The organism is Pseudoalteromonas sp. CO348, assembly GCF_004208845.1.
Lineage (GTDB): Bacteria > Pseudomonadota > Gammaproteobacteria > Enterobacterales > Alteromonadaceae > Pseudoalteromonas > Pseudoalteromonas maricaloris.
The window spans coordinates 16,092-29,395 of sequence record NZ_SGPI01000016.1 but is presented as its reverse complement, the minus strand read 5'-3'; the positions used below and the strand labels follow the sequence as shown (position 1 = coordinate 29,395).

Annotated in this window: 8 protein-coding genes; all 8 read right to left on the bottom strand. The window is 42.9% G+C overall.

What is annotated here, in order from left to right; translation table 11 throughout:
* Positions 1 to 13 precede the first annotated feature (13 nt).
* Entirely contained in the window at positions 14 to 1,732 is a 1,719-nt protein-coding gene (locus EXT48_RS06735) for a DUF3466 family protein (protein WP_130163981.1), read from the bottom strand.
* An 8-nt stretch (positions 1,733 to 1,740) separates the two neighbouring features.
* Positions 1,741 to 3,657 carry an ABC transporter ATP-binding protein gene (locus tag EXT48_RS06730; protein ID WP_130163980.1) on the bottom strand — a complete coding sequence of 639 codons (1,917 nt, stop codon included), beginning with the start codon at positions 3,655 to 3,657 and terminating at the stop codon, positions 1,741 to 1,743.
* Between the two features lies 1 nt (position 3,658).
* Entirely contained in the window at positions 3,659 to 3,889 is a 231-nt protein-coding gene (locus tag EXT48_RS06725) for a glutaredoxin family protein (protein WP_130163979.1), read from the bottom strand.
* Positions 3,882 to 5,993, bottom strand: coding sequence for a bifunctional 23S rRNA (guanine(2069)-N(7))-methyltransferase RlmK/23S rRNA (guanine(2445)-N(2))-methyltransferase RlmL (rlmKL, locus tag EXT48_RS06720; RefSeq protein ID WP_130163978.1), 2,112 nt, complete (start codon positions 5,991 to 5,993; stop codon positions 3,882 to 3,884). Before rlmKL ends, EXT48_RS06725 begins: the two co-directional genes overlap by 8 nt.
* 92 nt (positions 5,994 to 6,085) lie before the next feature.
* A complete protein-coding gene (locus tag EXT48_RS06715) occupies positions 6,086 to 6,469 on the bottom strand; it encodes a zf-TFIIB domain-containing protein (RefSeq protein ID WP_130163977.1) in 384 nt (127 codons plus the stop codon).
* Between the two features lie 90 nt (positions 6,470 to 6,559).
* Positions 6,560 to 7,087, bottom strand: coding sequence for a cell division protein ZapC domain-containing protein (locus EXT48_RS06710; protein WP_081489945.1), 528 nt, complete (start codon positions 7,085 to 7,087; stop codon positions 6,560 to 6,562).
* A gap of 121 nt (positions 7,088 to 7,208) precedes the next feature.
* The gene (gene pyrD / locus EXT48_RS06705; RefSeq protein WP_130163976.1) at positions 7,209 to 8,219 is read right to left on the bottom strand and encodes a quinone-dependent dihydroorotate dehydrogenase; all 1,011 of its coding nucleotides are present in this window, start codon (positions 8,217 to 8,219) and stop codon (positions 7,209 to 7,211) included.
* Between the two features lie 137 nt (positions 8,220 to 8,356).
* Positions 8,357 to 13,195, bottom strand: a complete 4,839-nt coding sequence (locus EXT48_RS06700; RefSeq protein WP_039495730.1) for an NAD-glutamate dehydrogenase — start codon at positions 13,193 to 13,195, stop codon at positions 8,357 to 8,359.
* Positions 13,196 to 13,304 lie beyond the last annotated feature (109 nt).

Genomic DNA, 13,304 nt, shown 5'->3' with positions numbered 1-13,304 from the left:
TCTAAATTGTACTTTAGGCTTTACGACGTCTTCTCAGCGCCACTAGTGGTAACGCAAGTAAACTAAGCCAAGACCAACTTGCAGATTGACGCTCATACGTCTCTGCTTCAGGTGGTGTACAGCTTTCCGGTTCACCAGAAATTGGTGTAAGTAGAACAGGTAAGCTTACCGATTCATACTCTATCTCGCCTTTGCTATCCTTCTCAATTTCACCTAACGTATTGCGTCTTTCACCTGTCTTTCTCGCGATAGCGTAAATCCTGTTGTCATCGGTGATTTTTACAGCTTCTGTGATGGTGTAAGGGAAAGAATCGCTCTTACAAGGAAGAAATGAGTTTATATTAACTAGTTTTTCTGCACCAATTTCATATAGAAATGCCTCACGGCGAGTTCCACCCTTTTCAATTACACCTTGACCTACAACAAAGCCATTATTGTTGATATCTGTGATTGCTGTCGCCGAGCCCTCGAAGTATGCAGGCATTTCTTTAAATTCTGAGGTTTTCGTATCAAAATAAAAGCCTGTTGAGTCATAATCTCTTGAGCCACCAGTAAAACGTCCAAACACACCAACAATAATATCATTATCATTTACATCAACTGCTTGGCTGTATTCGATAAAGCTCTCAACCTCTTTAATACGCTTAATTTCATTGTTAGTAAAGTAAACGGCTTGTTCGTAAGGCAGTAGAGCATCGCTACTTTGACGACGTGCACGAGAATAACCAACCGTTAATCCTGCCCCATTGGTTGCCACAGCCATGCTTGAATAGGCTAGATCATCATCTTCATCTGGCGTAAAACCAAGTCCAAGATCGGTTGCACTGACTAAGTTAAAGTCGTTATCAAACGTCCACTTGTAGGCTCGAGTATGATATGGCGAGGTCAACCTTTGAATACACACATCGACTGGTTCATCCACACCATCACAACTGTCTTCTATATTTTCTATTGTTCTTTGCGATAACGAAGTCGAACTTTGTCCCACAACAATATAGCCGCCATCAGCAGTTTGTTTGATATCAGTCGCAAGTGAAAGACCGCCGTATTCTGTAAAGGCAGGCTCTAACCTAATTTTCTCTCCAGCTGGTGTAACCAAAATACCTTTATTTCGCCAATCACGTACAAAATAAGTTTCTTCTTCTGTTTCACCCTCAGGAGTAAAAGCTATCTTTTTAAAAGGTGCAGAGCCCCAGCCCACTATTGTCCCGTCTTCTGCAATGCTTGTAAGATAGTTAGTGACTGAGCGAGTGAGTCCTTCGTAATCAGGAGATTGTTCATCAAATACCACAAACTCTTCTGCGGCATTGTTGTTATATGTCAAAGAAATTGCTCTTTCAATTCTTTGATACTCTTGACTAGCTACTCTACTTGAATTCATAACATAAGACAGCATAAATGCATGAGCTTGAGCATTTGTATTAGCTGCATCATTGTTTTGAATATCTTCTAGTGTGAAGGTGATTTCTTCATTGATATCCTGATAAAACTTTTCGGTTGTATTGTAAGAACTCTTTAGTGTCGCATCATCAAAGTTGATATACGACACATCAATCTTTACACCAAATAAATTGGAAGCGTGACCAATCACATCCCCAGCTTCATTTGCATCCGACACATAGCTATATTTACTATTGTCGTATTTTGGTAATTCAGTTAACTGATAGGTGGCAGCGGCCGCTTGTTGTGAAAGGGCTACGGCGACACTCGCGGCTAAAAGTTTAAATTTCATTTTAATCCTTACTGCTGATTCTGTAATGCTTCTAGTTCTTCCCAGCGTTCAAACGCGGCTTCCAGCTTCGACTCTAGCTCAGTCAAATGGTTCAATGCCTTGTGGGTCGTTTCTTGATCTTGTTTAAAGAAGTCTGGATCGCTGACCAGAGCTTGTTGTTTGTTCACTGCCTCTTCAAGTTCCTCTACTTTACTGGGCAACGATTCTAATTCAAGTTTTAATTTGTAACTCAGCTTATTTGAACGAGTAGGCGCAGCAGCCTTTTTAGTCTCGGCTTGTTGCTGCTTTTCTTGATGAACCTTTTGTGCTTCTTTCTTTTGCTGCTCTCGTCTTTGCTGATACTGCTCAAAGTCACTATAGCCGCCAACAATTTCTGTCACTAGGCCTTCGCCTTCGAACGCCCAAACACTGCCACAGGTATTATCGATAAACTCTCGGTCGTGGCTGACGACCAGCACCGTACCTTGGTATTGGTTTAAGATTTCTTCAAGTAGCTCAAGTGTCTCAATATCCAAGTCATTGGTCGGCTCGTCCAGCACAATAATATTTGAAGGCTTAAGGAAAAGCTTTGCAAGTAATAAGCGATTTTTTTCACCGCCTGATAACGCCTTTACTGGTGTTCGAGCTCTCGCAGGCGGAAATAAAAAGTCTTGCAGATAGCCAAGCACATGACGCGAGCGGCCGCCCATCATTACTTCTTGCTTACCTTCTGCGACATTATCCTGCACAGTTGCTTCTTCATCCAATTTTTCACGGTATTGATCGAAGTACGCAACTTCCAGATTCACGCCTTGTTTTACGCTGCCTGCGTCAGGTTTAATATCACCAAAAAGCATTTTTAACAGCGTAGTTTTACCTGCTCCATTAGGACCGACTAAGCCAATACGGTCGCCACGCATCACCAGCGTTGAAAAGTCCTTCACAATGCATTTTTCTTGGAATGCTTTGTCTAAATGTTTCGCTTCAAAGACCAGCTTACCGGAACGATCCGCCGTCTCGATGTTGAAGTCTGTCTTACCTTGTTGCTCGATGCGTTGCTTACGCTCAACACGAAGCGCTTTTAGTGCTCGCACACGCCCTTCGTTACGGGTTCGGCGGGCCTTGATCCCTTGTCTTATCCAGGTTTCTTCTTCGGCAAGCTTTTTATCAAACAAGGCATTCTGTTGCTCTTCCACTTTTAAATCATGAGCTTTTTGTTCTAGATATTGCGCATAATCTCCAGGGTATGAAACCAACTTGCCACGGTCTAAATCTAAAATTCGAGTCGCCATTGCGCGAATAAAGGCACGGTCGTGGGAAATAAACACGATCCCCCCCTTAAACTCTTTCAGGAATTGCTCAAGCCAGATAACACTTTGCATATCAAGGTGGTTAGTCGGCTCGTCGAGTAGCAGCAAGTCTGGATCGCTCACCAAGGCTTTGGCCAGCGCGACTTTGCGTAGCCAGCCACCTGAGAGTTCTTCTAGGCGCATATTCGCATCTAATTGCAACTGGCTAAGCACTTGCTTGATCCTTGACTCAAAACGCCACGCATCTTCGCTTTCCAATCGCTGAGTCAAGCGCTCAAGCGAGCTCATCAGTTTATCTGACTGGCTGGTTTGTAGTTTTTCACTGACTTCATGAAATTCAATGAGCAGCTCAGCAACATCAGGTAAACCGTTCGCAACATAATCAAAGACCGACCCATTTGCGCCCTTTGGTGGGTCTTGTTCTAGCCTTGAAACTTTTAATCCACCAACACGGTTGATTTCACCATCATCAAGTTGAACTTGATCATCAAGCACTTTCAGTAACGTTGATTTACCGGCTCCATTTCGGCCCACAATACAAACGCGCTCGCCTGATTCAATAACGGCATCAGCTTGGTCAAGTATAGGGTGTGAGCCAAAAGCCAGTTGGGCTTTAGCAATTCGAATGAGATCCATATTAGTCTATAAATTCTTGTAGTTGTTGTTGAGTAAAAGGCCAGCCAAGTTCCTGACCTGTCTCGCCTTTTTTAATCACTGGAATTCTATATTGATATTCCGTCATAGTCTCTTCGCTATCGACGATATCGACGAGTTCAATTTCGGCTTCAGGCAAAAATTGAATTAACATCGCCAATGCTTCTTCACAAAGATGACAACCATCGGTGTGGAATAAAGAACATTTAATCATGACGGATCAACCAACTGTTGTGAATTTGCTTGTTACGTTTAAAATCCAAAGACAAGGTTTGCGATGAGTATTCCTCAGCGGTTAGGCCAAGTGCCGCAAGTCCCATTTCATCGATTTTAAATCCGCGTTTGTTGTTAGAAAACAGTAGTACACCGTTCGGTGCTAATATCTTCTTTACCCAACCAAATAGTTTTAAATGATCTCTTTGTACGTCAAATGCGTCAGACATACGTTTAGAGTTAGAGAATGTTGGTGGGTCTAAGAAAATGAGATCATATTGACCAACGGCTCTTTCAAGCCATTTTAAGCAATCCGCTTGCTCAAATCTGAAACGTGGGTTCTTCAAACCATTTAGTTCAAAGTTTTCTTCAGCCCATTTTAGATAGGTCTTTGACATATCTACTGTGGTAACAGACTTAGCGCCGCCAACGGCAGCGTGCACAGAAGCACTACCTGTGTATGCAAATAGATTCAACACGCGTTTATCTTTCGAATGTTGCTGAATAAACTTGCGGGCTAAACGGTGGTCAAGGAATAGACCAGTATCAAGATAATCAAATAGGTTAACCTTAAACTTAGCACCGTACTCTTCTACTATCTCAGTGCGGTTTTGCTTGTCCAGGGCTTTGTATTGTTCTTGACCTTTTTGGCGCTTTCTTACTTTTACCGCGATGTTTAGCGGGTCGATATTAAGCTGCTCGGCGGTAAGTGTGATCACGTCTTGCAAACGTTTTTGCGCAACACTATCGTCAATTTCTTTTGGCGCTTTGTATTCAAAGATGACTGCGTTATCGTTATAAATATCAACTGCAACATTGTATTCAGGGATATCCGCGTCATAAACACGATACGCATTAATGTCTTCTTTTTTCAGCCAAGTTTTTAAGCCTTGTAGATTTTTCTTCAAGCGGTTGCCAAACGCAGTCGAGCCTTCAAAATTAAGCCCACTGCTCTGTTTATTTTGCTGTACCTGCATTTCATTCATTTCATACAAGTTAAGCAGCACGTCGAGCGGGCCATTTTTGAATTTATAAGACTTTTTACGCGCTAGTTTTAGCACTTTTAATAGGCTTTCTTCACTTGCAAGTAACGCCAAATTCCAGTCTTTATAGTGCTTTTTAAAGGCGATCCCCATATTGCGATATAGCGTAATAATTTCAGCCATACCGCCTAGACGTTCGCCATAAGGCAAGTTACTCAGCACAGTGCCGGGACGTTTAGCAGCAAGGCTAAGCTGATTGGCATCTTCAAACTTAAACTTAATATGTGACTCAACGCCTGCGCGCTTAGCATTACGCTCAGCAATTGACAGCACACGTTCATCGATATCACTACCGATCAGCCATAAGCTCTTTTGTTCTGGTTGTACCTTTAATTGTGCTTTAAGCTCGGTGAACTTACTTTCACGAAAACTCGGCAGGCGTTTAAAGGCAAAATCTTTATTAAGGTTAGTAGGTAAGCCAAGCGCCATAGATGCCGCTTCAATCAATAACGTGCCAGAACCACAGCAGGGGTCAAAAAGTGGCTTATTGGTATCTTCAAGCCAGCCGCTACGTTTAACCAGCGCTGCCGCTAAATGTTCACGAATTGGCGCTTTACCTTGTTTGTCACGATAACCTCTATCAGATAAGCGAGGTCCCGAGAAATCGATATATAGCGCACAGCCTTGCTTAGATAATTTCGCAATGATGCGAATATCCGGTGTCTGTTTGTCAACATCTGGACGTTGTTCAAACAGGTCATTGAAGTAGTCAACGATCCCATCCTTAACCACCAGACCAGAGAATTGCGTATTTTTAAGCGCATTATTCGTACCATTAAACTCTACTGCAAAGGTCTGCTTTGGGCTAAACCAATCTTGCCATGCCTGAAAACGAACAAACTTGTAGAGAGAATCTTTGTCATTCACTTCTGGTTTGTCATCGATAAGCAACATCACGCGCGTTGCAAATCGTGTCATCATACAGAACTTTTGTACGTCTAGATTAGCGCCTGTGAACTTAACTGAACCAACGGTTTGCTTGTTTATTTCAAAACCAAACTCGGTTAATTCTTCAACCAGTAACTGCTCTACACCAATAGATGTCAATGCGATAAATTGCAATTTGAATACCCTTAAATTTCAACTGGGCGCAGTATAACACACAAGTTATCGTTAGTTATTAGTTGAGCTTGGTTGTATGGGGATAAATTACGTTAAAAATTTAGCAAGTTCAGAAAATCTAACTTATCTAGCGCGCTTATGTTCGAGTTCTTGCTTTGGTAATTTTGCAGTAAGTTATGGAGCTCCCCTTTTTCAAACCACACGCCACCACAGCACCCGCACTCACTAAAACTAGCTTCAAAGAGCGTATAGTCTTTAAGTGTATGACCATCATCAGGACATAATTGTAAAACGTCTCGCTCAACCAACGACCGCTTTGCAATAAAATCGATATAACTAAAGTGATAAGTATGTTTAATGGAATCAATAAATTTGCGCGGCAACCAAATGGCACCGCATGACTGACATTGATAACCGCAATGTCCTTCAGCGTCGGTATAAGTTAGTTTTAATGTTTTATCGCAGAGGCAGCGCATTCTGTTCCCTAGATCAGCAAACAACTCAAATTAGGTACAGATTAATATAGGAAATAATTGCTGGTCAATAAAACGATAGGATGAACTTGGCTATGCGCTTTGATGAACTCGGTGTGTTAACACAAGAGGCGCTAACCGATCGTTTAGTACTTTTATCGCTTGAAATTGTTCAAGCTCTATTCCCTCATCAAGAATAAATTGCTCGTTCAAGCTTAAACAAAGGCTTGATTGACCATCATGCTCGATAATTAGAAACTCGCCGCGGCTTAACTTGGAATTTAAACACACAACCGCCTCACTCACAGGTTCACCACCAAAATATGGCTTAAAAAACCAGCTTTTTGCTTGCATCGGTTGCAGATGAAACTTTGCCGCAGTTGCATTTAAAGCGATTTGGCAGCATCTGGGCTCATTCCAAACACCAAAACCGCAAAGGTAGGAAAATACACTCTGATAAAATTCAGCTTCGCTGAGACTAAAATTGGGATTAGCGGTTGAGTCTTCAGTAAGGTGACGCAAACGAAAAGGCGTGCAAAGCTGAAGCTCGTCGCCCAAATCAATTAACAACCTGTTCCTTTCTGTGCAGCGGATCCATTGCCACTCTTTTGAAGCTTGCAAAACTTCTCTCCCACCAACCAATTAGCTCAACTAGTAAGTGGGAGTATAACGCGAAAAACGCAATGATGAAATTTTTTATAATAACGTTTTGTTTTGGATCATTTGGTTATATGACCGATCCTTATAAGGACGAAACGATCTTTTTAACAAGCGCTGGCCCTTCATAAATAAAGCCTGTGTAGACTTGTACTAAATCAGCACCAGCTGAAAATTTCTCTTTTGCAGATTCCGCACTGTCAATACCACCTACACCGATGATTGGTAGCTTACCGTCGGTAATACGCTTCAATTCGCTGACAACATGCGTCGATTTTTCACGAACAGGTCTACCAGACAAACCACCTGCTTCATTACCGTACTCTAGGTTTTCTACCGCATCTCGGGCTAATGTTGTGTTAGTTGCAATAACACCATCGATACGATTACTAACTAATGATTCTGCGATCTGGGTTAACTGAACGCCATCAACATCTGGTGCGATCTTTACCAACATAGGCACTGACTTGTTATGCTTGGCGATCAGATCCATCTGTTCATTTTTCAAGCTTTGCAATAGATCGTCCAGCGCTTCACCATATTGTAGATCTCTCAGACCCGGTGTATTTGGTGAAGAGATATTCACGGTGATATATGAGGCATGCTCAAATACTTTTCTCATACAGTGAATGTAGTCATCTTTACCTTGTTCATTCGGTGTATCTTTATTTTTGCCAATGTTGATCCCAAGGATCCCATCATATTTTGCTGCTTTTACGTTGTTGACTAGGTAATCAACGCCCTTGTTATTGAATCCCATGCGATTAATAATCGCATTTGCTTCAGGTAGACGAAAGATCCGAGGCTTGTCGTTGCCCGCTTGTGGTCTCGGCGTAACAGTTCCCACTTCAATAAAACCAAAACCCATTTGTGCAAATGCTTCGATACACTCAGCATTTTTATCAAGACCGGCAGCCAACCCGACTGGATTTTTAAACTCTAACCCTAGAAAATTAACCGGTTTGTCTTGAACTGATTGAGACCATGCAAGGCTCATTGGCGTATTCGCAAAGCGGCGCAGGTTGTTTAGGGCAAAATCGTGTGCCCACTCCGCATCTTTATTAAACATAAAACGACGCGCAAGATCGTAAAACATGGTAGCTCCTCAGTATTGGTAACGTAATCAACTTAGCTAAAATTACCCAAGCGTAACTTTAGCTAAATGGATTATGCCAATGGGATTAGACAAAAAAATACCCCAGTCAAAGCCGGGGTATTGTAGCGATTTCTAGATTATTTGGAAGTATCGCAGTTATGGCTTAGTAACATTAGCTCACGAAGTGCAACTGAGAACTTAGCAAAGTCATGACTTTGCGACGTCTTAAACTCAGTTAGCATTTGCTGCCAACGATGTAGTAAGCCTGCTTGCTTATCCATCCACTGTTCAATCTGTTCATTGATATCACTGTCATCACCAGCAAAGCTGTTTAACACAACCTCTGACAATGAACGCTGTTGCCAATCAAGCTCTTCACGATATGAAGCACGAGCAAGCGCCTGCCAGTGGTTTGCAACAGGTTGAGCCGTGATTTGGTCAAGGAACCAATGTAGACCCATGTTTGCACCAAGCGTGAAGTAGGTATTAGACACAACACCGATCTTACGACCTGAGCTATGTGCAACTTCCGCTAAGTCCATAACCGAGAACAAGCTTGAAAGTGACACGATACGCAGTGCAATCTCAGCTGGTACACCTTGAGATTCAAGGTCACGTGCTTTATCAACGATCTGCTCGCTTTCATTTGCAACCATGTAGTTGTGTAGATTTGCACTTAAATCTTTAAATGTAGGTGCAAAGAACGCGATGGTTTGCTCGATAGTTTGAGACTTGTCACGGTGACGCAAGAACCAACGCGTTGCACGGCGAACCGTACGACGTAATTGATATAGCATTTCCGTTTGAACTGCCGCTGGGATCTTATTATCTAGCGCAGAAATCGCTGACCACGTTTCCTTCATTTCAAAAATTGCACTTGCAATTGAGTAGCAAACCGCAATTTCTGCATCCGTTGCACCTGTCTCTTCGTGCATACGAACCATGAAGTTTAGACCCATGTCGTTAACGATATTGTTTGCAAGTTTCGTTGCAATGATCTCTTTACGGAGCGGGTGATTATCCATCGCAGCATTGAAGCGCTCGCGCAGCGGTGCTGGGAATGAGTTCACTAGCAACTGACGGTAGTATGGATTTTCTGAGATCTCATCAACAACCAATGTCTCTTTTAATACCATTTTAGAGTAAGAAACCAATACAGATAGCTCAGGACGCGTTAGGTCTTTACCTGCCGCCGCACGCTCTGCTAGCTCTTCATCAGTTGGTAAGAATTCGATTGCACGATTTAGCTTGCCGTCTTTTTCAAGTGCATGGATAAAGCGTACTTTCTCTTTCAGCGTCGCTGGACCTTTAGACTTAGTAACCGAAAGCGTGTGCGTTTGACGGTAACAATCTTTCAGTACCAATTCTGATACTTCATCAGTCATTGAATACAGTAATTCGTTACGCTGCTTATTCGTCAATTCACCTTCAGCAACTAGGCCGTTAAGTAGGATCTTGATATTAACTTCATTATCCGAACAGGCAACACCACCTACGTTGTCGATAAAGTCAGTGTTGATACGACCGCCGTTTGATGCAAATTCGATACGACCCAGCTGAGTAGCACCTAAGTTACCACCTTCACCAAAGATCTTCGCACCAAGCTCACCACCGTTGATACGTAGCGCGTCGTTTGCACGGTCGCCTACTTCAGCGTCAGTTTCAGATTTAGACTTGATGTAAGTACCGATACCACCATTCCACAGTAAATCAACTGGCATCTTCAACAATGCTTTGATCAACTCGTTTGGTGTCATGCTCGATTTCTTAGTGCCTATCATCTTCTTCATTTCAGCGCTTAGCGTAATTGCTTTCGCTGCACGAGAGAAAATACCACCGCCCTCAGAAATTAGATCCTTATTATAATCTTCCCAGCTTGAACGTGGCAGATTAAATAGACGCTCACGCTCTACATACGAGCTTGCCGCATCTGGGTTTGGATCGATAAAGATGTGCATGTGGTTAAATGCCGCTTGTAAACGAATGTGCTTAGATAGCAGCATCCCGTTACCAAATACGTCACCACCCATGTCACCGATACCAACCGCTGTGAAATCAGTTGTTTGACAGTCAACGTCCATTTCACGGAAGTGACGCTTAACCGATTCCCAACCGCCTTTAGCAGTAATACCCATCTTCTTGTGGTCGTAACCAACTGAACCACCTGACGCGAAAGCGTCACCAAGCCAGAAGTTATAAGACTCAGCGATACCATTTGCGATATCAGAGAAAGTCGCAGTCCCTTTGTCCGCTGCAACAACAAGGTATGGGTCGTCTTCGTCGTGACGTACAACATCCACTGGCGGCACAATGTCACCATGTACGATGTTATCTGTGATATCTAGTAGACCACGGATGAAGATCTTGTAACACTCTTGGCCTTCTTTGAAGAACGCTTCACGTTCAGTTGGGAGTTGTTTACAAACAAAACCACCTTTAGAACCCACAGGGACGATAACTGTATTCTTAACCTGCTGTGCTTTAACTAGGCCAAGTACTTCTGTGCGGAAATCTTCACGACGGTCTGACCAACGTAGACCACCACGAGCCACTTTACCGCCACGTAAGTGAACACCTTCTACGCGTGGAGAGTATACGAAGATTTCAAACGCTGGTAATGGCAATGGCATATCTGGCACTGCGCTTGGCTGGATCTTGAATGACGTGTACGACTTATTCGTGCCATCAGCTTCTTTTTGATAGAAGTTAGTACGCAGCGTTGCATTGATCATATCAACGTACAAACGAATGATACGGTCATCATCTAGATTCGCTACGTTTTCAAGCTCTAGGTAGATAGCATCAACAACCTTCTGAAGTGCCTTTTCAGTGGCAACTTTCTTCGGTGCAAACTTCTTCACGAATAGATCAACGATCATCGCTGCAATGTGCGGGTAGCGGTCAAATGTATTCTCAATGTAAGACTGCGAGAACGTCACACCAATTTGGCGCATGTATTTAGCATATGCGCGCAGGATAGATGCTTCACGACCAGTTAGACCACCTAATAACACTAAACGGTTGAAACCATCGTTTTCTAGGCGGTTATTCCACACATTGGTCAATGCCGCACGGAAACGTGCTGATACTTTGTCAAAATCAGTGATCCCTTTGCTGTCGATAAGCATAGAGAAATCCATGATCCAGTTTACTTGACCATCAGTCGTCTTCACCGCGTATGGTGTTTCACCAATAACACGTAGACCAAAGTTCTCAAGCATTGGCATCACGTCTGATAAGTGAATAGGCTCTGCTTTATGGAACAGGCTCAAACGAACAAGTTGTGACGTTGCTTCTTCCTGAGGTCTGTAGAACAGCATCTCAAGTTTGTTGTCATCATTTAGTTGCTCTAGCTTTTCGATGTCTACGACGGCTGCGCTTGGCAACACTTGGTCTTTATAAGCAGACTGGAAGGCATTCGTATATTTACGGTTTAACTCGTTACCACGAGACTCACCCGTTCTTTCAAGAAGTGCAGATTGTAGCTTATCTTCCCAAGTACGAGCGGCTTCTACCAAGTTATTTTCGATTTCTTTCACGTTGTAATCTATGTTGTTGTCATCAACACGCACGATGTAATGCGTACGCGCCAGTGTTGATTCAGAGAAAAAGGTGGTGAACTCTACTTTGTCGCTAGACTTAAATGCACGGCCTAGCAGTTGTTGAGTTTCACGGCGTAACGCTGTGTTGTATCGCTCTCTCGGCACATAAACCATGCAAGAGAAGAAGCGGCCATACACATCCTTACGCACAAATAAGCGACACATGTCACGCTCTTGAGTTTGTAGAACGCCCATTGCCACTTCAAGTAGCTCGCTTTCGCGTGCTTGTACTAACTCATCACGTGGATAGGTTTCAAGAATGTTGAGTACCGCCTTGTATGCATGTGTGCCTTTGGCAAAGTCACATTGCTCCATGATACGGTTAATTTTACTCTTAAGTACCGGAACATCTACCGCACTGTTGTTGTAGAAGCTAGAAGAGAACAAGCCAATGAAACGGTCTTCACCAATCACGTTACCTTCATCATCAAAACGCTTGATACCAACATAGTCGATATACGCTGGTCTATGAACGCGCGAAAGTGAATTTGTCTTGGTTAAGATCAACAAGTTGTTACTACGTGCTTCTTTGCGCGCAACTTCAGGCAGTTCAGACAATAAACGACTGTGGTCATCACCTGAGTTTTTCATTAGTCCGAGACTTGTGCCTTCAACTGGCTTCAGCTCATAGTCACCTTGAACTGGAGTCAAATCATATTGGCGGTAGCCCATAAAGGTAAAGTTGTCGCTAACCAGCCAGTCTAAAAACTCGACGGCTTCAGCAACTTCTTCTTTTGAACAACTATAATGACGGGTCGGCAGCTCTTTACTTACGCTCACCAATTTATCGCGAATTGGTAGCCAATCAGCAACCGCAACAGAAACATCATTTAAGACAGATTCAAGCTCAGCTGTAAAATCAGCGATCACCGAATCATCTGTTTGCCTGTCGATTTCGATAAAGAATACGGTCTTAGTAGACGTAGATTCTTGTTCTGCTTTTAAGTTAGAAACCGCGGTGATTGCACCAGCATCGTTTCTTTGTAACTTAAGTGGAGAATGAAGTAATAGGTGAGAGACTATGTTTTTGCGATTCATCGCCATGCGCACTGAATCAACCAAAAACGGCATATCTTTAGCGATTATCTCGACAATCGTATGCGATGATTGCCATCCATCCTTTGCAACCTCAGGATTAAAAACGCGAATGACGGCATCGTCAGACTTGTTTTTATCAAGGGCATTCCAAAGGCTCAATGCTGCGCCGTATAAGTCACTGTCGTTACGATGTGCCAAATCCTCTTTAGACATATTGCTGTACAAGGTTTTGGCAAACGTTTCGACAAGTGACACTTTGTCAGCATGGACTTTTTTATGGATAAGCTTGCAGACGTTATCTAGGATAACAGAAGCTGTGCCTTCATTTTGTGTCATTATGTGTTCCTTAATCTATACCACCTTTGAACGGTAGATTATTTGTACAGCCATTTATTAGCGTGGAGTCAGGTAAATTCTAACCTTTCTGACGCTAATAAACAGCCTT

Coding starts and splice junctions, on each gene's coding strand:
- EXT48_RS06735 (WP_130163981.1), bottom strand. CDS start 1,732: ATGAAATTTAAACTTTTAGCCGCGAGTGTCGCCGTAGCCCTTTCACAA.
- EXT48_RS06730 (WP_130163980.1), bottom strand. CDS start 3,657: ATGGATCTCATTCGAATTGCTAAAGCCCAACTGGCTTTTGGCTCACAC.
- EXT48_RS06725 (WP_130163979.1), bottom strand. CDS start 3,889: ATGATTAAATGTTCTTTATTCCACACCGATGGTTGTCATCTTTGTGAA.
- EXT48_RS06715 (WP_130163977.1), bottom strand. CDS start 6,469: ATGCGCTGCCTCTGCGATAAAACATTAAAACTAACTTATACCGACGCT.
- pyrD (WP_130163976.1), bottom strand. CDS start 8,219: ATGTTTTACGATCTTGCGCGTCGTTTTATGTTTAATAAAGATGCGGAG.
- EXT48_RS06700 (WP_039495730.1), bottom strand. CDS start 13,195: ATGACACAAAATGAAGGCACAGCTTCTGTTATCCTAGATAACGTCTGC.